The organism is Biformimicrobium ophioploci, from assembly GCF_030270605.1.
In the GTDB taxonomy this organism is placed as follows: Bacteria; Pseudomonadota; Gammaproteobacteria; order Pseudomonadales; family Cellvibrionaceae; genus Biformimicrobium; species Biformimicrobium ophioploci.
This window is the reverse complement of record NZ_BSYJ01000006.1, coordinates 170,733-192,762: the sequence shown is the minus strand read 5'-3', so window position 1 is coordinate 192,762 and position 22,030 is coordinate 170,733. Positions and strand designations below refer to the sequence as shown.

The following is a 22,030-nucleotide window of genomic DNA, read 5'->3' as shown; positions in this document are numbered from 1 at the left end:
CACGTTATATTGCGGTTCTGCATGGACCGGTGGACCGGTTCATTTTAATTGCGCGAACAATAACGAGAAGGCCACCGAACGGGCCGGATTGAGCTGGAGTTAGCTATGAAGCCATATGCTGTGATTGGTGCGGGCCCGATGGGCCTGGCGACTGTCAGGAATTTGCATCGATACGGTATTCCGGTTGTCGGGCTCGAGATCCACGACAATGTTGGTGGCCTGTGGGATATCGACAGCCCGACCAGCACCATGTACGAAAGCGCCCACCTGATTTCATCCAAAAAGATGACCGAATACGACGAGTTCCCGATGGCGGACTCCGTCGCGACCTATCCGAACCACCGCGAGATTCGCGATTATTTCCGCGCCTACGCCAGGGAATTCGGTCTTTACGACCTGTACGAATTCAAGACCGAAGTACTGCGCTGCGAGCCAAAGGGCGACGAGTGGGAAGTAACCACCCGCTGCAATGGGGAAGAGCAAACCCGTATTTTCTCCGGCGTACTGATCGCAAACGGTACCCTGCATCATCCCAACAAGGTTGAGCTGCCAGGTGAATTCGAAGGCGAGATGATCCACGCCTGTGACTACCGCGATCCGGCTACGTTCGATGGCAAGCGCGTGCTGATCATCGGCTGTGGCAACAGTGGTGCTGACATCGCCGTCGATGCTGTACACCGTGCCAAGTCTGTCGATATGAGTCTGCGTCGTGGCTATTACTTCGTACCCAAGTTCATCGGCGGTAAGCCGGCGGATGCCACCGGCAAGAAACTGAAACTGCCGCGCTTTATCAGCCAGGCGGTGATGAAGTTTATGGTGGGCACCGCTGAGCAGTACGGGTTGCCAAAGCCGGACTACAAGATGTTTGAATCCCACCCGGTGGTGAACTCCCTGATCCTGCATCACCTGGGCCACGGTGATATCACGCCGCGCAAGGACATCAGCGCAGTTGAAGGCAAAAAGGTGACCTTCAAGGATGGCGCCAGCGCCGAATACGATATGATCCTGGCGGCAACCGGTTATAAATTGCACTACCCGTTCATCGACCGCGAGCACCTGAACTGGCCGGGTATGGCGCCGCGTTTGCACCTGAACGTGTTCCACCCGCAATACGACAACCTGTTCGTGATGGGTATGGTGGAGGCTACCGGCCTCGGCTGGCAGGGTCGCTACGACCAGGCAGAAATGGTTGCCCTGTTCATCAAGCAAAAGCATGCGGGTGCGAAGTCTGCTGAAAAGCTCCGCGAGGTTAAGCGCCAGCGCGCCGAGATCCGTGTGGACGGTGGTATGCAGTACCTGGAGCTGGAGCGTATGGCGTACTACGTGCACAAGGACAGCTACATGAAAGAAGTCTACAAACAGATTGCCGCGTTGAAGAAGGATTTCCGCGAGGAGTTGCCGTTAAACGTTACCGTGCAGATGCAGGTACCGGTAGCGGAGCCGGCATAACATGGCCGCACAATTCCAGATGTCGCCGGAGGCCATCATGGTGCTGAATGCACTGTTGGCCACGATGATGTTCGGGGTATCGCTCGGGTTGAAGTTGGAAGACTTCAAGGCAGTTTTGCGTCGCCCGGTGGCCCCGGTTACCGGCCTGGTGGCGCAATTCCTCCTGCTGCCCGCGCTGACCTGCCTGCTCACCTGGATGTTTGAGGTAGAGGCGGGCATGGCCCTCGGCATGATCCTGGTTGCTTCCTGTCCGGGGGGCACCTTTTCCAATGTCATGTGCTGGCTGGGGCGTGCCAATGTGGCGACCTCGGTCAGCATGACGGCAGTTTCCAGCCTGGCGGCAATCGTGTTTACGCCGCTGAACTTTGCTTTCTACGGTTCCCTGAATCCCTACACCGCTGAGCTGTTGACCAGCATCGACCTGCCCGCGGTCAATATGGTGATGTTCGTGGTGGGGGTGCTGGCAATTCCAATGATGGCCGGAATGTTGATTGGCCATCGCCTGCCGGATCTGGCGCAGCGCATCGAGCCGGTATTCCGCGCGGCGTCGCTGGTGGTGTTCCTGTGCTTCGTGGTTGCGGCGTTCGCCAAGCACTGGCAGCTGGCAATGACGGTTATCGGCAGCGTGGTGTTCCTGGTGATTGCCCACAATGCGCTGGCGTTCAGCATCGGTGACCTGAGCAGCCGCGCCATGGGCCTGTCCCGCGGTGACCGCCGTGCGGTGACCATGGAAGTGGGTATCCAGAACTCGGGACTCGCGCTGGCTATCCTGTTTACCTTTTACCCGGATGCGGGGTCGATGTTGTTGATCTGCGGCTTCTGGGGGGTATGGCACCTGATCGGCGGGCTCAGCCTTGCCTGGATCTGGAGCAGGCAGGTTCGCCGCGAAGAGCGCGTGAAAGCCGCGGCATTCGAATCGGCACAATAAAAATAGAGTTAGAAAAACAATGTCTGAAAAACGTGTACTGATTACCGGCGCTGCCGGATATGTGGGTCATCAGCTCGGCAGCCTGCTGGCGCAGGATATGTACGTGATCGGTGTCGATATCGCCGTGCGTGAGGCGCCGTTTGAAATCCTGAAACTGGACGTGTGCGACCCCTCGCTGGCTTCGCTGTTGCAGGCGCACAAGATTTCCCACGTGGTGCACCTGGCCTCCGTGGTTGCCCCCAGCCGTGACCGCGAACGTGACTACCGCATCGATGTAGACGGCACCCGCAATGTCCTGGAGGCGTGCCTTGCCAGTGGGGTCGGGCATGTCACCGTCACCAGCAGTGGCGCCGCCTACGGCTATTACCCGGATAACCCGGCGTGGCTGGAGGAAAGCCATCCGCTGCGCGGGAACCCGGAATTCTTCTATTCGGATCACAAGCGCCTTGTGGAAGAGATGCTGCAGGACTACCGTGGGCGGCACCCGGAGTTGAAGCAGCTGGTATTCAGGCCCTGTTCCGTGCTGGGGAAGAATACGCGCAGCACCATCTCCAACCTGTTTTCCGGCAAGGCGATTCTGGATCCCGCGGGTGCAAACTCCCCGTTTGTGTTTATCTGGGACCAGGACGTGATCAATGCCATCAGGTTCGGCGTTGAGAATGACGGTGAAGGCGAGTACAACCTGGCCGGTGACGGCGCCCTGACGCCCGACCAGATCGGTCGTATCCTGTCCAAGCCGGTGCGCAAACCACCCATCTGGCTGATCAAGTTGGCCATGGGTTTCCGCTACCTGCTCGGCAAAAGCGACGTAAAACCCGACCAGATTATTTTCCTGCAGTATCGCCCTGTGCTGCTGAATACGCAGCTCAAGGAAAAGCTGGGTTATGTACCGGCCAAGTCCTCTGAGGAGGTGCTGCGCTACTTTGCCGAGGAAAACCTGGGCATTGAGCCGGCAGGCATGGAGGCGGCATGAAGGGGTTTATCATAACCGGTGCCGCCAGCGGACTCGGCTGGGCCACGGTGCAGGAACTGGCAAAGCGATTTGACGGCCAAGCGGTACACTTCGGGCTGGTGGACTTTGATCGCGAAGGCCTGGCAAAAAACGCAGCGGTCTTGCGCCAGGACGGCTTTGAGGTCTCCGAGTTTGTCGCGGACCTGTCCTCCGAGGCGGAGGTGGCGGAGCTGGTAGCCGGATTGCAAGAGGCTTTCCCGAGCGTTGACCTGCTGGTAAATAACGCCGGCATTACCCATCGCAGTGTATCGACACAGACTTCCAATGCGGTGATTCGCCGGGTCATGGCGGTTGACTACCATGCACCAGTAGAGCTCGCACAGGGCCTGCACGCGGCGCTTGCCGCTGCGGGTGGTACCGTCATCAATATCAGCTCCATGGCTGGCTGGATGCCGGTACTTGGGCGTGCCGGATACTGCGCTGCCAAGAGTGCACTGCATCAGTACTTCGAGACTTTCCGTGAGGAGGTGCGCGAAGACGGTATCAAGGTACTGATGGTGTACCCGAGCTTTGTACGTACCAATATCGAGGCCAATGCGCTCAGCGGTGACGGCGGTCGGGCAAAACACAAGCAGAGCACCCTGGGTAAGGTCCAGACTCCGCAGTGGATGGCGAACCGGATCATCAGTGCGTGGCTTGCGGGCAAGGAACGTCTGTTCCCAACTGACAAAACATTGCTTGGGGCCTGGCTTTATCGCCTGTGGCCGAAGCTGTTTATGAAGCAGATGGTCAGGAATTTCCAGGTGGAACTGGACGTTGCGCGGGCCAACAGAGAGGCTTTGGGAAGCGAAGCGTCAAAGGGATGAGCGCCGCTCATATTACCTCTGCCAATTAGTGCCTGATCCGAAAGCCCGCTGCAGTCCTGCGGGCTTTTTCGTTTTGTGAGCGTCCTACAGCACCATCGGAATGATGGAGGCCACCAGCAGAATCGCCATGCCGATATTAAACCTGCGAAGGTGCGCCGGGTCGTTCAGGTAGCGCTTGAGTCCCACCCCGAACAGCATCCATGCAGCCACGCAGGGGCCGCCAATCAAGATAAAGGCCGCCGCGATGATCGCAACGCTCATCCACAGGCCCGTACCCGGCTGGGAGAAGGCGGCAAGTGCTCCCACCACCATAATCCATGCTTTCGGGTTAACCCATTGGAAAGCTGCGGCCTGCAGGAAGCTGATGGGTTTGCGCGCCTCGCTATCACCGATCGCCCGGGTGTTGGCGATAATCCAGGCCAGGTAGAGCAGGTATGCAATGCCTACCCAGCGGATCACCTCGTGAACCAGGGGGTATGCCTCGAATACCGAACTGAGGCCCAGTCCCACCAGTACGATCATGGAGGGGAAGCCGATGATGATGCCGAGGAAATGGGGCAGGCTTTTCACCACCCCGTGGTTCAGGCCCGATGCCATGACCATAATGTTATTGGGCCCCGGCGTTATGCTGGTGCTGAATGCAAATAGGGCGACGGCAAGCAGTAACTCGTAAGTCACGTTAGAATCCTGAACCGGAGAAAGAAAGCGAGACGATACAGGGAATCATGACCCACGAAAACACCCGCGGTTGGGCGCAGTTCGACAGTCACTGCCACCTCGACTTCCCCGAATTCGATGCGGATCGGCAACAGGTGCTGGACCGGTGCCGGGCGCAGGGGCTTGCCGGTATGTTGATACCGGGCATTGAGCCCGCCCAGTGGGCGCGGGCCCTGCAGTTGGCGCGCTCGAATGCGGGCTTTTGTGCCGCGGCGGGCCTGCATCCGTGGTGGGTGGCGGCGCAACTGGACGCAGGTTACGACGAGCAGGCGCTCCAGGCGGACATTGCTGCAATTGCGGGTGAAAGGCACCTCAGGGCCATCGGCGAGTGCGGGCTCGATGCCGCCATCGATTGCCCGCTCGAGCGGCAGATTCCGGTTTTCGAGTGGCACCTGCGCATCGCGGACATCTATGCCCTGCCACTGGTGATCCATGTTGTGCGCTGCCACGCAGACGTGCTGGCCCTGCTGAAGCAGCATCGGCCCAAGTGCGGCGGCGTGATACACGCATTCAGTGGTAGCCAGGAAATTGCGCAGCAATACTGCGACCTGGGTTTCAAGCTCGGGGTAGGCGGTACCATCACTTACGAGCGGGCAGCGAAAACCCGGCGGGCGGTTGCTGCGGTATCGCTTGAATCGCTGTTGCTGGAAACCGATGCACCATCCATGCCGCTGTCTGGTCATCAGGGACAGCGCAACAGCCCGCAAATGCTACCGCAGGTGCTGGATGCGCTGGCCCAGTTGCGACAGGAATCCGTTGAGTGCATTGCCCGCACAACGACGCAGAATGCCCGGGACCTGTTCGGGCTGACCGGGCCGGATTGGCTGGAATGGCTAGATAGGAGAGATACCTGAATGTTTGATGCCACTGTATTCAAGGAACAGTTTCCGCTTTTCAAGCAGCCCGAAAATCGTGCGCTCGTTTACCTCGATAATGCTGCCACGACGCAGAAGCCCGCTGTTGTAATTGACGCGGTTGCAGACTTCTATCGAACCAGTAATGCCAATGCGCACAGGTCCAGTCATCGCCTCGCAAGGGCAGCGACCGCTGTCATCGAGGGTGCGCGGGCACGCGCACGGAACTTTCTCGGTACGAGTAGCGCCCGGGAAATCGTATTTTGTCGCGGTGCGACTGAAGCGCTGAACCTGCTGGCCAGCTCCCTGTGCCAATCCTTGCAGGCCGGGGATGAAATCGTGCTGACCGCCGTTGAGCACCACGCCAACCTGGTGCCATGGCAGATGATGGCGGCACGCTATGGCCTGGTCTTGCGCTTCGTACCCGGTGCGCTGGGTATACCGGATTTTTCCTGCATCGATGAGGTGATCAGCGACCGGACCCGGGTAGTGAGCGTGACCGGGGCTTCCAATGCGTTGGGCTTGCGCTCTGACCTCGCCGCTGTGCGCAACGCCATTTCGGGCAAAGAGATTGTTTTCGTGGTTGACGGCGCACAGTTAGCGGCGCATGACGATATTGATGTGCAGGCCCTGGGTTGTGATTTCCTTGCCTGCTCGGCGCACAAGTTTTACGGGCCGAGCGGAATAGGCCTGCTCTATGGCAAGCTCGAACGATTGGAAACCCTGCCACCATGGCAGGGTGGTGGTGAGATGATCCGTTCGGCAGGCCTGTATGATGCGGACTACGCCGGTCCTCCGCACAGGTTTGAGCCAGGTACGTCCTCACTGGCGGCGATTGCCGGTTTGGGTGTTGCCTTTACGTTCCTCGCTCAGGTGGATCGCCAGGCAATGCGAGAACACGAGCAAAAGCTTGTTGAGCAGATGCATAAGGGGCTGGGGCAAATAGAGGGCGTGCGCTTGCTCACCGTTCCGCAAAACAACCTGGGTATTGCGACCTTTACTCCGGCGGGGGATTGGTCTGCAGCGGACCTGTGCCTCTGGTTGGACCAGCGCGATATCGCGGTACGTGCAGGGCATCACTGTGCCCAGCCGCTGCACACGCTCGCCAGCGTACAGACTTCGGTACGCGCCTCGGTGGCTGGTTATAACTCCGCGCAGGATATAGAACGCTTTGTGGCGGCAGTGGCTGAATTCGTCGCGGAGCAGGAAGCGGCAATACCGCCGAACCGGGCAGGTACGACGATTGCGGATTCCGCCATCGCAGTAGGGCCGGAAGATTCGATTGAAGAATTGTCTGTAGAAACACTGGAGCGCGCCCGGGGCTGGCAGGCACGCTATCGGGAATTGATGCAGTGGTCGAAGGCAATATCCCCAAAGCCGTGGTTGCGTACGCCGGAAAATCTGGTGCGCGGCTGCGAGTCTGACGCCTGGCTGCAAGTGTCAGAAGCGCCAGATGGGAAACAGGTTTATGTGGATAGCGACAGCCGCGTGGTCAAGGGGCTGGCAGCGTTATTGCTGGTGCTGATGCGCGATTACCGGCAAGAGCCCGAAATGCGTGAAAAAATCCTGCAGCGTTTCACCGATCTCGGCTTTGAGCGCCACCTGAGTGAATCGCGCAGCAACGGATTTCGCGCGTTGCTGGAGCGGGCGCTAGGTTAGGTTCTTCTGCAGGTAGCGCTCGATAGCGCGGGAAGCGGCAACGAAACCGAAGGTTCCCGTGATCATGGTGGCCGCCCCAAAGCCGCCACTGCAATCCAGTTTTACCCCATCCTGCATGGCCGCTTTTTGCTGGCAAACCTGGCCGTCAGGTTGTGGATATACCATCTGCTCGGTGGAGTACACCGCATCGATACCGAAGGTGCGGCGCGACGATTTCTGGAAGTTGTACTTGCGATAAAGCAGGCTGCGGACCTTTGCCAGCATCGGGTCGTTGGTGGTTCGGCCCAGATCCGCGCTGGTGATCAGGCGCGGATCGCGTTTGCCGCCGGCGGAACCGACGCAGACCAGCGGTAGTTTGCGGCGCTTGCAGTGTGCGATCAGGGCCGCCTTGGCGTTGGCCGTATCCACTGCGTCCACAACGAGGTGAATGTCGTCTTGCAGTATCTCCCCGACATTGTCCGGCGTGACAAAGTCGTCTACCAGGTTCACCTCAATTTCCGGGTTGATGCCACGCAGGCGCTCGGCCATGACTTCAGTTTTGGAGTGGCCAATGGTGCTGGCGAGGGTGTGCGCCTGGCGGTTGCTATTGGTGATGCAGACATCGTCCAGGTCCACCAGGGTCAGGCGGCCGACTCCGCTGCGGGCCAATGCCTCGGCGGTCCAGGTGCCGACGCCGCCGATGCCTGCCACCAGCATATGTGCCGCGTGCAGGGCGGGCAGGGCGGCTTCACCATAGAGCCGGCCAATGCCACCAAATCTTTGCAGGTATTCTTCCGAGAGCATCATTTACCGCCGGAGTCTGGACAGGATCAGATTGCGGAGCCTGCCTGTGTATCTGAACGTGTGTCGCTGGCCAGCTTCCCGCGAGCCAGGCGAATGAGGTGCCGGATAGTGTGGGTCAGCGCATAACCGCACAACAGCGGGTCCATCAGATAATCCCAGAGGTTGCTGGACTCCAGGATGCCGAAATGGAAAGCGGCGACGCTACCGACAATGCACCACATCAACGGCCATGCACCTGCCAGCCAGGCGGCCAGCGCGATCATGCCGAGTACTGCCGGCATGCCGAGTGAGGCGTAACCCAGAGTATAGGGATCGAACAGGCCTGCACCGAGCGCCGCCGGATAGAAGGCGATTGCGGCGATTGAGAAAGCGGCCAGGGTGAGTTTGCAGTTGCTGGCACTGATCAGGCGAATGCCGCTCAGTCGGAACAGCGCCGCGCTGCAAATCAGGATGCTGGTGGAGATGCTGAGATCACCCACATAGCCGCGTACATACTGATATGCGGGGATACCGTTAAAGGGAATCAGGAGGAACAGAAGCAATCCCACGGAAGCCGCGAGGCGCTTGTTGTAATCGTATTTCCGGAAGCGCAGCATCACGGTCAGCGCAGCCCAGTACGTTAGCAGGGAGAGGGGCAGTACGGCGCTCATATTTGTGACTCCAGCCACGCCATATTGAAGCGTGTGTGCTTGATATACGTCTTGTTCCAGGTGTACAGCAAGTGGAAGGTATCGCCGCTGCGAATCAGGTACGGGTAGTCGTACTGGAACCGGCATGACACCCGGCGGCATTGGCTGTGCACCGCTGCTTCCGCATTGGCCGCAATCCGGTCCTCGGGGGCGCCTTCGTCGGCAAGGGCATCGGCCATGATAATGCCGTAGTCGTCCGCATTCAGTCCAGAGTGATGCAAGATGGTGTCATCCTCCAGGTGGCGAACTGTTGTCCAGTTGGTGCCATCTGCGTCCGCCACCATCAGCGCAAGGCGGAAACGGTCCTTGGCTGTATCGTTGGCCACGGCCATGATGCGGCCATCGGGCAGGCGCGTCGCTGCAATGGCGGCATTGGGATTCGGCAGGCCGGTGCCGGTCGCTTCTGTCCAGGTCTTGCCGCCGTCATCGGTGCGGGCAAGCAATACCTCGCGTTCGTCGATGCTGCCGGAATGGCGCAGCAGGGCGATTGCGTTATCGGTCGCACCCGGCAGGACGACTGGCTGCAGCGAATCGGTGCCGCTGGTAATGCGTGTCTTGGAAAGGATCTCGCCGTCGGTTGAAACACGTAACAGCTCGCCGAATTTACCGATCAGCTCGTGGTAGATCGGCAGGGCCATGGAGCCGTCTTCGTAGAAACGGGGGGTGCCCTTTACCAGTGTGCTGATATTCAGGAACGGTGAAGTCACCAGCTTGCGAGGCGTGCTCCAGGTCTCGCCGTGGTCGTCGGAAATGGCCAGGTTGATCGAGCTGGTGGCCCAGCCGCCGGCAGTGACCGTGACAAAGGTCAGCCAGAGGCGGTCGTCGGGGCCCCGGGCAATCACCGGGTTACCCACTTTTTTGATATAGCGCTTCAGGGATTGGGAGGCGAGCGTCGGGGAAGTGATGATGCGGTCTTCGGACCATTCCCCGTTTTCAAAGGTTGCCCCGTAAATATTTACATCGGTTGCGCCCTCGCGGGAGCCGGCAAACCATACGGCGAGTAGCTTGCCTTCCGCGGTCTCGGCGACTGCAGGCGCATGAACCAGCTGGGTGATGCCGTCGGAGGCAAACCCGGATTCAAACAGCGGGCTCGCATGGGCTGCAGGAACCGTGTCGCTATCCAGCGCGAAGCGCGGTTCGGTCGGCGTCTGGTAAGAACGCAAAGCCAGGCCAAACACCAGTGCGATGGCCAGCAGGGAGAGCGAACGGTGAGTCAACAAGCGACGTATCGATGATGGTGTACTTCTGATCACGGCTTTGACAATTCCAGCAGGTCTTTATTTTCAGTTATGGGTACTGCGCGTGACGCGGCGGCAGTTTACAGTCAGAAGAAAAATAAATCTTCGGATTTATGCCGAATTGCGGACTACTTCCGCGAGGTTCCATGGGATCGGGCTGGTGACGTCCGGGCAGTGAGAGGTGACTGCTTTGCTCGCCTCACCGATACCTGCAATTGTCTGAGGCGCACTATAGCGGTGGATTGATGTTCGGTCAAAAAATGACCGAGTTGTCCTTGGCCGGTTGGCGTTATTGCGAGCAATTTTTGCAGTTTTCTATATAATCCCGCGGCTAGATTTTGACGCCGCTGGCCTCTGTCTTTTCGGGCTTTCCGGGCGCAGCGCAGTAATTCGAAGGAACTTCACGGTCATGTTTAACTGGTTCAAGTCCAGACGCCTGCAGTACCTGCTGGCAACCACGGCGATCCTGCTGGGCCTTTTCACCCTGATGCGAGCCATTTTCTACTTTGGCTTCGCCGATCATGCCGCCCTGGCAAAAGTGCCGGCGGCGGACCTCTGGTACACGCTTTCTATCGGCACCCGGTTTGACTGGCGTCTGGCCTGCCTGATCGTGTTGCCGCTCGCAGTTGTGGCAATCCTGCCGCGCTTCAACCTGGCCACGTCAACGTTGCTGCGCCGGCTTGCCAACTTGTACCTGGGGCTGGTTCTGGTAGCGATTGTGCTCCTGTACTTTGTGGACTTTGGCCATTACGTGTACCTCGGTATTCGCATGGATTCCAGCGTGATCCGCTTTGTCGATGACGTTGCCATTTCCGGGCAGATGATGTGGGAGAGTTACCCGGTTGTCTGGATCACCCTTGCCTGGCTGGGCGGTGCCGCATTTTTCACATGGCTACTGGTAAAAGTGCAGCAGCGCCTGTTCGCGCGCGTGCCGGTCGCTATTGCCCGCCGGCAGATGGTGCTGGGCAGCATTGTGTTGTTCGTGGTTGCTTTTTCCCTGGCTTTCGGCCGTTACAGTACGGTGCCGCTGCGCTGGAGCCACGCGTTCTATTCCGGCAATTCCAGCCTCGGCGCCATCGGTCTGAACCCGATTCTGTACTTCAATGACTCTTTCCAGTATCGCGAGTTTCCCTACCAGATCCCGGAAGTCAAAAAACACTACCCGCAGATTGCCGAATACCTCGGCGTTGAAAGCCCGGACGCGGAAGAGCTGAATTACCTGCGCCGTATGCCGGCCGCGGAGCATGCGGTAGTCAAGGCGGGTGAGAGGCAGCCGAATGTCGTAGTGATCATGCTCGAATCCCTCGGTGCCAGCCGCCTCGGCATGTTCGGTAATCCGCTGACGCCTTCACCGAATCTGGACGCCCTTGCAAACGAGGGGGTGCTTTACCCGAATTTCTATGTGCCCATCTCGGGCACCGCCAAGACGGTGTTCGGCAGTATCACCGGGCTGCCGGACGTCACCGTGGTCAAGAGCGCGACGCGTAACCCGCTGATCAGCGAGCAGCGCACAGTCATCAATGCTCTGACCGATCACGATAAGTATTACCTCATCGGCGGCAGCTCCAGCTGGGCCAACATGGGTGCGTTGATCAAGCTCAGTATCGACGATGTCAAGATGTATGAGGAGGGCGATTACGACGCGCCCAACGTGGATGTCTGGGGTATTTCCGATCTGGAGCTGTTCAAGGCGGCGGACCGCGTATTCCGTGAGCGCCAGGCAGGCAAGCCATTCTTTGCCTACATCCAGACCGCTGGTAACCACCGTCCGTTTACCATTCCGGAAGACAATGACGGGTTTGAAACCGTTCAGGTGGATGCGGCTGAGTTGAACCAGTGGGGTTTCCGCAACAACGAACAGTTCAATGCTGTGCGTCTGCTGGACTTCAATATTGGCAAGTTCTTTGACATGGCAAAGGCGGGTGGTTACTACGACAACACCATTTTCGTTTTCTTTGGTGACCACAACAATCGCATCACCAGCACCCCGCATATGGCACCTTTCTATGAGAAGCTGGATTTGGACGGATTGCATGTGCCGTTCTTTATCCACGCACCGGATTACCTGGAGGCAGGGGTGGATGAGCAGGCCGCGAGCCTGCTGGACGTGATGCCCACGATAGCGGGCCTGGTAGGTGTGCCGTACGAGAACAATACCCTTGGTCGCGACCTGAACCTGCCGTCGCCGGAGGGGGAGCGGTTCGTGTTCACCCAGACCGCGGATCGACGCTTCCCGATCATCGGTGCTATCAGCAAGGATTTCATGCTGCGTATGAAGCATGACGCTTCAGAGGTCAAGCTGCATGACCTGAACAGCGATACGCCGGAGCGGGACGTGAGCGGGGATTACCCGGAAAAGGCGGCCCGCCTGCAGAGCCTGGCGAAAGGGATATACGAAACCACCAAATATCTGCATTACCACAATAGCCCCCGTCATGGCGGGGTTGCCGAAACGCAGGACACTGCTGCGGAATAAGTTAAAAGGGGCCTTGAGGCCCCTTTTTTTTGTACCCGTGTCATACCGCAGTGGAACCTTCCCGTCGGTGCTTGAATGCCGGCAAATGGTACATTTTGGACACTCTTTGCCCTTGTTGAATTCTCCCGTGGGTTCAGTGAAACTGTGCCTTCCAATAAAGAGCGCCATGTCCGTGAAGGCGCCGCAATGAGATATCAACCTATGGGTAAACAGCATTACGATGCGCTGGTTATCGGTGCTGGCCATAATGGCCTCACCAACGCAGCGTTCCTGGCCAAATCCGGCCTCAAGGTGCTGGTAGTAGAAAAGAACCCCTATATCGGCGGTGCTTCCGTCTCGAGGGAGCTTTACGAAAACTGGACCTACTCCAACTGTTCTTATGTCTGCAGCCTGTTCAGGCCGGAAATATATCGCGAACTCAACCTGGCCAAGCACGGCCTGCAGGTTACCCCTTTTGGAGGGTCAGTAACCTTTACCCGCGATGGGAATTTTCTGGGCTCCTACCCGGATCCGGAAGTGATGTACCGGGAAGTTGCCCGTTTCTCAAAGCGCGATGCCAATGCGCTGGAACGCTACCATGCAGATACTGCGAAATGGTGCCGCCTGATCCGTCCGTTCCTGATGCGCACGCCGCCAGACCCGACCTCGTTTCGCCCAAAGGACTGGCGTGAACTGGCCTTCCTGCTGAAGAAGTTCCACGGCCTCGGCGAAGAGCAGATCTACGAGTTCATGCGCTTCTTTACCCTGTCGGTGGCAGAGTTCCTCGGCGACTACTTCGAGAGCGACCTGGTCAAGGCGCACTTTTCCGGCTCCGGCATCATCGGCACGGGCCTGGGTCCGTTCTCCCCGGGAACGGCCTATGTGTTGTTGCATCACTATATGGGCGATGTGGACGGCAATATCGGTACCTGGGGCATCGCGCGCGGTGGCATGGGGGCGATTGCCAAGGCGCTGGCGGGATCCCTGCGGGAATTTGGTGGCGAGATCCTGACCGGTGATGGCGTCGAGCGTATTTTAGTTAAAGACGGCAGGGTAACGGGCGTTGCGCTGGAGTCCGGTGCGGAAATCAGCGCGGACAATGTGGTCTCCAATGTGGACGCCAAGCGCACCTTCCTCAAGCTGATGGATGAGAAGGACCTGCCTGCGCAGGTGATCGACAAGGCGCGCAATTTCAAGATCCGCGGCTCTTCCGGCAAGCTCAATATTGCACTCGATGGCCTGCCAACCTTTACCGGTTTGTCCAAGGATAATCCGCTGTACAAGGGTGATTTCCATTTCAGTGATTCACTGGAGCGTATCGAACGTGCCTACGACGACTGGAAGGCGGGCATGTGGTCCCGTGACCCGTATCTCGATATGTTGATCCCGACCCTGACGGATCCCACCATGGCGCCGCCCGGCAAGCACATGATGTCGGTGTTCGTGCAGTACTGTCCGGCGAAGCTGGCGGATGGTGACTGGACCGACGATAAGGTCAGGGCGTTTGGCGATACCGTCATCGACCAGATGGCGGAATACAGCCCCGACCTGAAAGACCTGATCCTGCACGCCGAAGTGCGTACACCGCGCGAAATCGAAGCGGAAGTGGGCCTGACCGAGGGCAATATTTTCCAGGGCGAGCTGACGCTGGACCAGTTGCTGTTCAACCGGCCGTTCCCGGGTTACGCGCAGTACCGCGGGCCGGTGAAGGGCATGTATATGTGCGGCTCTTCCACGCACCCCGGTGGTGGTGTGATGGCCGCGCCGGGCGCAAACGCCGCGCGGGAAATGCTCGCGGACCTGAAAAGAGACAACACTGTGCCGGAGGACTTCGGCGATGACTAAACAATACGATGCCATCGTTATTGGCGGTGGCCACAATGGTCTCGTTTGTGCCGCATACCTCGGCAAGGCCGGCAAGAAAGTCCTGCTGCTGGAAGCGGCCGATGAAGTGGGCGGTATGGCGCGAACACGGGAATTTTGTGAGGGGTATCGGGTATCGGCCGGCGCCCACATCCTGCACAGCCTGAGTGCACAGGTCGTCAAGGAGCTGGCGCTGCTGGATCACGGTCTGGACCGCAGCGGGCACTGCCTGGAAACGGTCATACTGGACGAGCAGGGCGCACACGTCACTGCTGGACGCGACAGTGCTTCGGGAGAGGGGTTGTCCCCGGAAGAGATTGAGGCTTACGCGTCATTCAAGAAGAAACTGCGTAGCTATGCGGAGTTGATGCAGCCGATGATGCGACGTCGGCCACCGCGGGTCGCTGCGCTGGGTTTCAGGGATTCCGTTGCACTGGCAAAGCTGGGCTGGAATATGCGTTTCGGCCTGGGTACAGAAGAAATGCGGGACTTCCTGCGCCTCGCCGGCATCAATATTTACGATGTGCTGGACGAGTTCCTTGGTGAGGGGCCTGCCTCAGACAAGCTCAAGGGCATGATCAGCCTTGATGCGGTTATGGGCTCTTTCACCGGGCCGCGCTCACCGAATACGGTTTTCACCTATCTTTGTCGCCTCATGGGCGAGCTGGAAGGGGATATGCAGTTACCGGTAGGTGGAATGGGGGCTGTCATGCAGGCGCTCGCCAACGCGGCGCAGGCGCACGGAGTGGAAGTTCGCACCGCTGCGCCGGTGAGTTCTATCAGGACCGAAAAAGGGTGCGTAGTAGGGGTTCGCCTGGCGAGCGGTGATGACATTGATGCGGACATCGTTGTCTCCAATGCCGATCCGAAAACCACCTTCCTCAAGCTCCTCGGTGCGCCGAAACTGGAGGCCGGTTTTGCCAACCGCGTGAGCCGGATCCGCAATCGCGGTACGGCTGCGAAACTGCATTTTGCCCTGCGTGGCCTGCCGAAGTTTACCGGGCTCGAAGAGGGCCAGCTGCGCAATCGCCTGCTGGTGGCGAGCAGCAGTGATTTTGTCGAGCTGGCATTCAACCCGGTCAAGTACGAGGAGGTTTCCGACTCGCCCGCGATAGAGCTGGTAATTCCGTCTCTGGCGGATCCGAGCCTCGCCCCGGAGGGGCATCACGTGATGTCCATCGCACTGCCCCACGTGCCTTATGCACTGAAGGGCGGTTGGGATGCGGAAGCGCGCAAGGCATTTATCGACAGCGTTATCGCAAGCGTCGAGCGATTTGCGCCGGGTTTCACCGAGCTGGTTGTCGATAGCGAGTTGCTGACCCCCGCGGATATTGAAGCGCAGTTCGGTGCGACTGGCGGGCACTGGCACCACGGTGAGCTGGCGCTGGACCAGATGTTGATGCTGCGGCCGTTGTATGGCGCTGCCCAGTACACGACGCCGCTGGATGGCCTGTTCCTCTGCGGCGCGGGTTGCCATCCGGGCGGTGGTGTCAGCGGGCTGCCCGGCCACAATGCCGCGGCCGCGGTTTTGAAGAACAAGAAAAAGGGTCGCGCGGAGGCAGTAGCATGAACCATACCGAGCAGGATCTGGTGACGGAAGATTCGCCGCGGGATCATTACAAGGCGCTGGTGAAGCGATCACCGTTTTATGAAAAGCAGGTGGCGCTGTCCAATACCAATAAATGGCACCGCTGGAAGGCATATACGGTTGCCGACGAAATCGAATGCATGGAGCAGGAATATTTCGCGGTGCGCAACAGCTGCGGCGTTTTTGATGTGACGCCCATGAGCAAGTACCGCATCGGCGGGCCAGATGCGGAAGCCTTCATGAACCGCCTGGTGACCCGCGATGTACGCAAAATCAAGCCGGGTAGGGTCGGCTACACCGTCTGGTGTAACGACCAGGGCAAGGTCATTGACGACGGCACCATCTTTCATCTGGAGCAGGGTGTCTACCTGTTGTGTGCACAGGAGCGCCAGTACGACTGGTTGATGCTGTCGGCGCTGGGCTTCGATGTGGAGATCAGTGAGGAAACCAATAATATCGCCTGCCTGGCGGTGCAGGGCCCGACGTCCTGCGCAACCCTGAAGGCGATGGGGTTGGCCGGGATCGAAGGCATGAAGCCCTTCGGGCTCACGCATTTCGATTTCGGGGGCGCAAAACTGATGGTGTCCCGTACCGGTTTTACCGGCGACCTTGGCTATGAGCTCTGGATCGATTTCGATAGCGCCGAAGCGCTCTGGGACGCGTTGTTCGAAGCCGGCAAGGACCGCGGCATCCGCGCCATTGGCGGTGATGCGTTGGAGCTCGCACGGATCGAGGCTGGTTTCATCCTCGGCGGTGTGGATTTTGTGCCGGCCAACCAGTGTGTACGCCTGCATCATGACCGGTCGCCGTTCGAGCTGGATCTTGGCTGGTTGGTGGATTTTTCCAAGGAAAGCTTCACCGGCCGGACCGCGTTGCTGCGGGAGAAGCAGGAAGGTTCTCGCTATCGCCTGGTCAAGTTGAATATCGAGGGTAACAAGCCGGCCCACAACGCCTACGTCATGAACGGCAAGGGCGGCAAAACCATTGGCGCAGTGTCGTCTGCGGCCTGGTCGCCGGTGGCAAAGGCCAATGTCGCACTGGCGAGCCTGGACCTGACCAAGCGCATCAACGACAACAATATCTGGGTGGAGATCTTCTACCAGAAGGAGCTCAAGTGGCACCGCAAATGGGCCAGGGCAGAGATCGTCAAGGATCCATTCTGGAATCCGGAACGCAAGCGCGTCACGCCGCCCGCAGACGTTTAGCCACTGCTTAAAAGGCGCAAAGGGCTCGCTGTTCTGGTAAAATCACGTCTTTTCCCGGGCGCAGGCCCGCTCCTCGTCGGGGCCTGTATTTCAACGGGCGCCGACCCCGTTTTTGCTATTTCAACGTAGGGTAAACTGCAAATGAGCCTCGCGGACAAGGTCCTGGCAGTCAATGACGACCTGCCTATTCGCACTGATAAGCCTGTCCACAGCGGTAAGGTGCGCTCGGTCTACTGGTTGACCGAAACAGACAGCCGCCGCCTGATACAGGAAAAGGGCTACGATGTGGCGCCGGATGCCCCGCTAGCCATTATGGTGATCAGCGACCGTATCTCGGCGTTTGACTGTGTCTGGCGCGGGGAAGGGGGCATGAACGGTGTGCCGGGCAAGGGCGCGGCACTGAATGCAGTGGCCAACCACTGGTTCGGGCTGTTCCGTGAGCTGGGGCTGGCAGACAGCCATATCCTGGATATTCCCCACCCGCTGGTGTGGATTGTGCAGAAAGCGCGGCCGGTGATGATCGAGGCCATCGCGCGCCAGTACATCACTGGTTCCATGTGGCGCGCCTATGAGAAAGGTGAGCGTGAGTTCTGTGGTATCCAGCTCCCGGATGGGCTGAGCCGTGACCAGAAATTGCCTGAGCTGCTGATCACCCCGTCGACCAAAGGTGTGCTCGAAGGGATCCCGGGGGTTCCGGCAGTGGATGACGTCAATATCACCCGGTCGGATATCGTCGATAACTTTGCAGCCTTCAACTTCCGTTCCGCGGCGGATGTGGATCTTTATGAAAAACTGTTGAAGGAGGGCTTCGGCGTCATCAGTGAGGCACTGGCACAGCTCGACCAGGTATTTGTGGATACCAAGTTCGAGTTCGGTTACGTCACCGACAAGAGCGGCCAGGAAAAGCTGATCTACATGGATGAGGTTGGTACGCCCGACTCTTCCAGGATCTGGGACGGGCCGGCCTATCGTTCCGGCAAGATTGTGGAAAATTCCAAGGAAAGCTTCCGCCAGCTGCTACTCAATCACTTCCTCGACCCGGACATCCTGCTCAACAAGGACCGGATGGAAGAGCGCACTGCGCTGGCCCGCGAAAACGTGCTGCCGTCTGAGGTGCTGATGGAGGTTTCAAGAACTTATGTTGGTATTGCCGAGAAGATCATTGGCCACAAGCTTGAAATATCCGATAACCCGCGTACCGAAATTCTTCAGGTCCTGAAGGATCAGTACAGCCTTGTCGACTGATTGAGCAAGTCCTTCCCGAAACCACAGTCGGCGTCCTCCGGCTGTGGAATTTCAAAAAATAGTAACTAGACTTGCCCGAACTACAGGGCTGGTGCGTCACTGCTTGTCACTCAATCCCGTTGATGGGATTGCTTGCCTATTGGCCAATACAGCGCGTGTTTTCGTCAGTTCGTACTTTATGGTTTGAACTGTGAATAATAAAGGGCGGTTCGGTTATGGATGACAGGCTAAAGCAGATAGTCCTACAACTTCGCGTGGCTGCTCCCGTTGTAATAGTGGCGACAGGCGTCTCCTTGGTGATGTTCGTCGCTGCCTTTTTTATTGCTGAAAAGCTTGGCTTTTCCTATGTTCGGTTTGTCAATGACCCCGCCGCGATCTCTGGGCGAAATCCCTTCTCCGGGGTTTACTCGAATTTAGGGGTTTTAGTGTGGTGTGCAGCAGCGGCTGTATGCGTTTTTGCGGGGTGGAACTGCCTGAAACATGGCTTGCGGAAATCGGGACGTTTCCTGCTCGTGTCGGGAGGGATAACCGCGCTTTTGACGCTCGATGACCTGTTTATGTTGCATGAGTACGTGTTTCCCAAAATGCTCGGTGTCCCACAGGAAGTAGTCTTCTTTGTCTACCTGGCGATGTTTGCAGGATATTTGGCCTTTTTCTGTCGGGAAATATTGGATACCGAGTTCACGATACTCGCTGTTTCATTTTGCCTTTTGGGTGTTTCGGCTACGATTGATAATTTGATTCACTCGCAAACAGATCTTATAAACCTGATAGAGGATTGGTTCAAGTTCGCAGGATTGCTCATATGGGCGATTTATTTTGTACGAACTTCGAATGCGCTACTTTACCCGCTTGACCCTGATTCTGCGGCTGCCTTCCGTCTTGCGGATGAAAAAGCTGTTGAGGGCGCCGCGTTCGATGCGCACTGAGTCACCGGCTTTCCAGTAAACCTGGGTGCTGTCGGACTGCTTCCATACCTGGCCGTTGTCCAGGGTGATGTAGGCCTTTTTGTGGGCGGTTTTCTGGAACTTGCTGATCGTCGCAACGATTGCCTCGGGGGCTTCCTCAGTGACGCGCTTGTGCTCTTTACCGAAGCGCGCTTCCTGGTTTGACCTGGCTCTGGTTTCTGCGCCCGCTACGAGGGCGTCGAAGCACTTCAATCGCTCACTGTCATCAGCAATTTTGCTGCAACCCCGAATCTGCTCGGGAAGGCCGGTGTCGGCGTATACATTAAAAGCCAGCATGGTGAGGCAGACAAAGCCCGCTTGCAGGGTCTTTTGCATGATTGTCGGCTCCTTATTCTCTATTTCTTGTCGGTCTGTCCGGACTGCCGGTTTGGCTGGGCGTTAAACTGCTGGCCGTTAACCGTTTTGCTGTCCGGGCCAGCAAGGTACAGGTAGGTCGGCATGATATCTTCGGGTGAGGCAACAGTAACGGGATTCTCCGCAGGAAACGCGGCCGCACGCATATTGGTGCGCGTCGCACCCGGGTTGATGCTGTTGATTCGTACCTGCGAGACCCCGTCCAGCTCATCCGCCAGGGTCTGCATGAAGCCTTCGGTGGCGAACTTGGAGACGGCATAGGCGCCCCAGAAGGCGCGGCCCTTGAGGCCGACGCCGGAGCCGGTGACGATAATCGAGGCGTCTTCGGCTTTTTCCATCAATGGCAACAGCGCTTTGGTCAGGCCGAACATGGCCGTCACGTTTACGCGCATGACCTTTTCGAATACATCCAGCCGATAATTCGCGATGGGCGTACGCTGGCCCAGTAGGCTGGCATTGTTGACCAGGCCGTGCAGTGCGCCGAATTCCTTTTCAATACCCTCGGCAAGTGCATCAAACTCCGCCTCTCCGACACTTTCCAGGTCCATCGGGAAAATAGCTGGCTGCGGGTGGCCGGCTGCCACGATTTCGTCGTACACCGCTTCGAGCTTGGCGGTGGTGCGGCCCAACAGGATCACTGTCGCGCCGTGTGCGGCAAAGGTCCTGGCGGCGGTTCGGCCAATGCCGTCGCCGGCGCCTGTCACCAGAATGATTCTGTTTTCCAGCAGGTTCGCCGGTGCCTGGTACTGGCTGGCATCATTGGTCATGGTACTTCCCGGAATGTCTTATTGGAGGTAGGTATTTTTGAGTAGCGGCCAGATTTCACTGCCATGGTCAACAATATGATCCGCGCCCCAGGTGTCGACTGCGGTTTCGCCGTCCAGGTACCCGTAGGTACAGGCAATGGTGGGCATCCCTGCGGCGCGACCGGCGGCAATGTCGCGCTCGTGGTCACCGACGTAGATGGCCTCTTCCGGAGCGCAGCCGATCTTTCGGCAGGCCAGCAGGATCGGGTCCGGGTGCGGCTTGCGCCTCTCGGCGTGCTCAGGGCAGATTACCGCGCCCGGGGTGGGCAGGTAGTCAAACGCCGCCATCAACGGGACGGTGTAGAGTTCTGGCTTGTTAGTGACAATGCCCCAGGCGATGCCGTGCTCGGCAAGTTTGTCTATCAGGTTTTCGAGCCCGGGAAACAGCACGGTCTTCTCGGCCAGGTGGGTTAGGTAGCGCGCCAGAAACCGGTCCCGTAACTCGATAAACCCGGCGTCGCCTTCATTGACGTCAAAGCCCAGCTTGACCATCGCGCGGGTGCCATTGGAAACCACCTCTCTTACCGCGGATTCGGGCAGGGGAGGCAGGTTGTCCTGCTGGCGGATTTCGTTGAGTACGACCGTAAAATCCGGCGCTGTATCAAACAGTGTGCCGTCGAGGTCGAACAGGACTGCGCGAAGCATGCGGGATTCCAGTTGTTTATTCAGGGCGCGTTACATGAACAAGATAGTTTACATCTACGTCGCCTTCCTTGAGCTTGTAGGCCTTGGTGAGCGGGTTGTAGGTCATGCCGGTTATGTGCTGCAGCTCCAGCCCAGCCTCCCTGATCCACTGCCCCATCTCTGAAGGGCGAATGAACTTGCCGTACTCGTGGGTGCCCTTGGGCAGCATCTTCATAACGTATTCTGCGCCGACAACGGCAAACAGCCAGGCTTTGGCGTTGCGGTTGATGGTGGAAAAAAACAGATTGCCGCCAGGTTTTACCAGAGCGGCGCAGGCGCGAATGACCGATGCCGGGTCCGGTACATGCTCCAGCATCTCCAGGCAGGTCACCACGTCAAAGCTTTCGGGCTCCTGTTCTGCCAGCTCTTCCGCTGTGATCTGCCGGTAATCGACCTTGGCGCCGGACTCCAGTGCATGCAGTTTCGCCACGGACAGCGGTGCCTCGCCCATGTCGATACCGGTGACTTCAGCACCGCGCTGGGCCATGGATTCCGCCAGGATGCCGCCGCCGCAACCTACGTCGAGCAGTTTCTTGCCGGCAACCCCGGCCCGGGCATCGATGTAATTGGCGCGCAGGGGGTTGATGTCATGCAGAGGCTTGAACTCGCCGCTCTTGTCCCACCAGCGGCTCGCCAGCTGTTCGAACTTGGCAATTTCAGATTGGTCGACGTTACGCATGGGTAAAGCCTGTATTTCAGATGTTGGTGCCGGAGGTTACCGCAGGGT

General features: G+C 58.4%; 20 protein-coding genes. 12 read left to right on the top strand and 8 right to left on the bottom strand.

Annotated features, from left to right (window positions below):
• Positions 1 to 105 precede the first annotated feature (105 nt).
• Genes QSJ80_RS14010 through QSJ80_RS13995 form a run of 4 tightly spaced genes read left to right on the top strand, consistent with a single transcriptional unit; the run spans position 106 to position 4,195 of the window.
• On the top strand, positions 106 to 1,449 hold the full coding sequence (locus QSJ80_RS14010; protein ID WP_285765094.1) for a flavin-containing monooxygenase: 1,344 nt from the start codon (positions 106 to 108) through the stop codon (positions 1,447 to 1,449).
• Position 1,450: 1 nt separating this feature from the next.
• Positions 1,451 to 2,377: a bile acid:sodium symporter family protein gene (locus tag QSJ80_RS14005; protein ID WP_285765093.1), complete on the top strand. Its 927-nt coding sequence runs from the start codon at positions 1,451 to 1,453 to the stop codon at positions 2,375 to 2,377.
• Positions 2,378 to 2,396: 19 nt separating this feature from the next.
• Entirely contained in the window at positions 2,397 to 3,350 is a 954-nt protein-coding gene (locus QSJ80_RS14000; RefSeq protein WP_285765092.1) for an SDR family oxidoreductase, read from the top strand.
• Complete coding sequence (locus QSJ80_RS13995; protein ID WP_285765091.1) at positions 3,347 to 4,195, top strand: SDR family NAD(P)-dependent oxidoreductase; 849 nt, start codon at positions 3,347 to 3,349, stop codon at positions 4,193 to 4,195. The genes QSJ80_RS14000 and QSJ80_RS13995 overlap by 4 nt, the downstream gene beginning before the upstream one ends.
• An 84-nt stretch (positions 4,196 to 4,279) precedes the next feature.
• Here the strand turns inward: QSJ80_RS13995 and QSJ80_RS13990 are convergent, their stop codons facing one another.
• On the bottom strand, positions 4,280 to 4,873 hold the full coding sequence (locus QSJ80_RS13990; protein ID WP_285765090.1) for a LysE family translocator: 594 nt from the start codon (positions 4,871 to 4,873) through the stop codon (positions 4,280 to 4,282).
• A gap of 47 nt (positions 4,874 to 4,920) precedes the next feature.
• Between QSJ80_RS13990 and QSJ80_RS13985 the strand changes: the two genes are divergently transcribed.
• Together QSJ80_RS13985 and QSJ80_RS13980 are read left to right on the top strand one after the other, a co-directional pair.
• On the top strand, positions 4,921 to 5,766 hold the full coding sequence (locus tag QSJ80_RS13985) for a TatD family hydrolase (protein WP_285765089.1): 846 nt from the start codon (positions 4,921 to 4,923) through the stop codon (positions 5,764 to 5,766).
• On the top strand, positions 5,767 to 7,425 hold the full coding sequence (locus QSJ80_RS13980) for an aminotransferase class V-fold PLP-dependent enzyme (RefSeq protein ID WP_285765088.1): 1,659 nt from the start codon (positions 5,767 to 5,769) through the stop codon (positions 7,423 to 7,425).
• Here QSJ80_RS13980 and tcdA read toward each other — a convergent pair.
• Genes tcdA through QSJ80_RS13965 form a run of 3 tightly spaced genes read right to left on the bottom strand, consistent with a single transcriptional unit; the run spans position 7,417 to position 10,117 of the window.
• The gene (gene tcdA / locus QSJ80_RS13975) at positions 7,417 to 8,211 is read right to left on the bottom strand and encodes a tRNA cyclic N6-threonylcarbamoyladenosine(37) synthase TcdA (RefSeq protein ID WP_285765087.1); all 795 of its coding nucleotides are present in this window, start codon (positions 8,209 to 8,211) and stop codon (positions 7,417 to 7,419) included. The genes QSJ80_RS13980 and tcdA overlap by 9 nt on opposite strands.
• Before the next feature lie 23 nt (positions 8,212 to 8,234).
• Complete coding sequence (locus QSJ80_RS13970) at positions 8,235 to 8,858, bottom strand: hypothetical protein (protein ID WP_285765086.1); 624 nt, start codon at positions 8,856 to 8,858, stop codon at positions 8,235 to 8,237.
• A complete protein-coding gene (locus QSJ80_RS13965; protein WP_285765085.1) occupies positions 8,855 to 10,117 on the bottom strand; it encodes a sialidase family protein in 1,263 nt (420 codons plus the stop codon). Before QSJ80_RS13965 ends, QSJ80_RS13970 begins: the two co-directional genes overlap by 4 nt.
• A gap of 427 nt (positions 10,118 to 10,544) precedes the next feature.
• On the opposite strand from QSJ80_RS13965, the gene QSJ80_RS13960 reads away from it, so the two are divergent.
• From QSJ80_RS13960 to QSJ80_RS13935, 6 genes are all read left to right on the top strand, one after another.
• Positions 10,545 to 12,611, top strand: coding sequence for an LTA synthase family protein (locus QSJ80_RS13960; protein WP_285765084.1), 2,067 nt, complete (start codon positions 10,545 to 10,547; stop codon positions 12,609 to 12,611).
• A gap of 201 nt (positions 12,612 to 12,812) precedes the next feature.
• Positions 12,813 to 14,435: a phytoene desaturase family protein gene (locus QSJ80_RS13955; RefSeq protein ID WP_285765083.1), complete on the top strand. Its 1,623-nt coding sequence runs from the start codon at positions 12,813 to 12,815 to the stop codon at positions 14,433 to 14,435.
• Complete coding sequence (locus tag QSJ80_RS13950; protein ID WP_285765082.1) at positions 14,428 to 16,023, top strand: phytoene desaturase family protein; 1,596 nt, start codon at positions 14,428 to 14,430, stop codon at positions 16,021 to 16,023. The genes QSJ80_RS13955 and QSJ80_RS13950 overlap by 8 nt, the downstream gene beginning before the upstream one ends.
• Positions 16,020 to 17,246 carry an aminomethyl transferase family protein gene (locus QSJ80_RS13945; RefSeq protein ID WP_285765081.1) on the top strand — a complete coding sequence of 409 codons (1,227 nt, stop codon included), beginning with the start codon at positions 16,020 to 16,022 and terminating at the stop codon, positions 17,244 to 17,246. The genes QSJ80_RS13950 and QSJ80_RS13945 overlap by 4 nt, the downstream gene beginning before the upstream one ends.
• A 141-nt stretch (positions 17,247 to 17,387) precedes the next feature.
• Positions 17,388 to 18,491, top strand: a complete 1,104-nt coding sequence (locus tag QSJ80_RS13940) for a phosphoribosylaminoimidazolesuccinocarboxamide synthase (RefSeq protein WP_285765080.1) — start codon at positions 17,388 to 17,390, stop codon at positions 18,489 to 18,491.
• A 215-nt stretch (positions 18,492 to 18,706) separates the two neighbouring features.
• Positions 18,707 to 19,420 carry a DUF8692 domain-containing protein gene (locus QSJ80_RS13935; RefSeq protein ID WP_285765079.1) on the top strand — a complete coding sequence of 238 codons (714 nt, stop codon included), beginning with the start codon at positions 18,707 to 18,709 and terminating at the stop codon, positions 19,418 to 19,420.
• Here QSJ80_RS13935 and QSJ80_RS13930 read toward each other — a convergent pair.
• The 4 genes from QSJ80_RS13930 to ubiG are packed head-to-tail and all read right to left on the bottom strand — an operon-like array spanning position 19,331 to position 21,982.
• Entirely contained in the window at positions 19,331 to 19,774 is a 444-nt protein-coding gene (locus QSJ80_RS13930) for a hypothetical protein (protein WP_285765078.1), read from the bottom strand. The genes QSJ80_RS13935 and QSJ80_RS13930 overlap by 90 nt on opposite strands.
• A 20-nt stretch (positions 19,775 to 19,794) precedes the next feature.
• The gene (locus QSJ80_RS13925) at positions 19,795 to 20,580 is read right to left on the bottom strand and encodes a YciK family oxidoreductase (protein ID WP_285765077.1); all 786 of its coding nucleotides are present in this window, start codon (positions 20,578 to 20,580) and stop codon (positions 19,795 to 19,797) included.
• 18 nt (positions 20,581 to 20,598) lie between these two features.
• On the bottom strand, positions 20,599 to 21,264 hold the full coding sequence (locus QSJ80_RS13920) for an HAD-IA family hydrolase (RefSeq protein WP_285765076.1): 666 nt from the start codon (positions 21,262 to 21,264) through the stop codon (positions 20,599 to 20,601).
• Positions 21,265 to 21,280: 16 nt separating this feature from the next.
• The gene (gene ubiG / locus QSJ80_RS13915; RefSeq protein WP_285765075.1) at positions 21,281 to 21,982 is read right to left on the bottom strand and encodes a bifunctional 2-polyprenyl-6-hydroxyphenol methylase/3-demethylubiquinol 3-O-methyltransferase UbiG; all 702 of its coding nucleotides are present in this window, start codon (positions 21,980 to 21,982) and stop codon (positions 21,281 to 21,283) included.
• Positions 21,983 to 22,030 lie beyond the last annotated feature (48 nt).

Excerpts from the sequence above, each read along its gene's own strand:
- QSJ80_RS14010 (WP_285765094.1), top strand. The coding sequence starts at position 106 with ATGAAGCCATATGCTGTGATTGGTGCGGGCCCGATGGGCCTGGCGACT.
- QSJ80_RS14005 (WP_285765093.1), top strand. The coding sequence starts at position 1,451 with ATGGCCGCACAATTCCAGATGTCGCCGGAGGCCATCATGGTGCTGAAT.
- QSJ80_RS14000 (WP_285765092.1), top strand. The coding sequence starts at position 2,397 with ATGTCTGAAAAACGTGTACTGATTACCGGCGCTGCCGGATATGTGGGT.
- QSJ80_RS13995 (WP_285765091.1), top strand. The coding sequence starts at position 3,347 with ATGAAGGGGTTTATCATAACCGGTGCCGCCAGCGGACTCGGCTGGGCC.
- QSJ80_RS13985 (WP_285765089.1), top strand. The coding sequence starts at position 4,921 with ATGACCCACGAAAACACCCGCGGTTGGGCGCAGTTCGACAGTCACTGC.
- QSJ80_RS13980 (WP_285765088.1), top strand. The coding sequence starts at position 5,767 with ATGTTTGATGCCACTGTATTCAAGGAACAGTTTCCGCTTTTCAAGCAG.
- tcdA (WP_285765087.1), bottom strand. The coding sequence starts at position 8,211 with ATGATGCTCTCGGAAGAATACCTGCAAAGATTTGGTGGCATTGGCCGG.
- QSJ80_RS13970 (WP_285765086.1), bottom strand. The coding sequence starts at position 8,858 with ATGAGCGCCGTACTGCCCCTCTCCCTGCTAACGTACTGGGCTGCGCTG.
- QSJ80_RS13960 (WP_285765084.1), top strand. The coding sequence starts at position 10,545 with ATGTTTAACTGGTTCAAGTCCAGACGCCTGCAGTACCTGCTGGCAACC.
- QSJ80_RS13955 (WP_285765083.1), top strand. The coding sequence starts at position 12,813 with ATGGGTAAACAGCATTACGATGCGCTGGTTATCGGTGCTGGCCATAAT.
- QSJ80_RS13950 (WP_285765082.1), top strand. The coding sequence starts at position 14,428 with ATGACTAAACAATACGATGCCATCGTTATTGGCGGTGGCCACAATGGT.
- QSJ80_RS13945 (WP_285765081.1), top strand. The coding sequence starts at position 16,020 with ATGAACCATACCGAGCAGGATCTGGTGACGGAAGATTCGCCGCGGGAT.
- QSJ80_RS13940 (WP_285765080.1), top strand. The coding sequence starts at position 17,388 with ATGAGCCTCGCGGACAAGGTCCTGGCAGTCAATGACGACCTGCCTATT.
- QSJ80_RS13935 (WP_285765079.1), top strand. The coding sequence starts at position 18,707 with ATGGATGACAGGCTAAAGCAGATAGTCCTACAACTTCGCGTGGCTGCT.
- QSJ80_RS13930 (WP_285765078.1), bottom strand. The coding sequence starts at position 19,774 with ATGCAAAAGACCCTGCAAGCGGGCTTTGTCTGCCTCACCATGCTGGCT.
- QSJ80_RS13925 (WP_285765077.1), bottom strand. The coding sequence starts at position 20,580 with ATGACCAATGATGCCAGCCAGTACCAGGCACCGGCGAACCTGCTGGAA.
- QSJ80_RS13920 (WP_285765076.1), bottom strand. The coding sequence starts at position 21,264 with ATGCTTCGCGCAGTCCTGTTCGACCTCGACGGCACACTGTTTGATACA.
- ubiG (WP_285765075.1), bottom strand. The coding sequence starts at position 21,982 with ATGCGTAACGTCGACCAATCTGAAATTGCCAAGTTCGAACAGCTGGCG.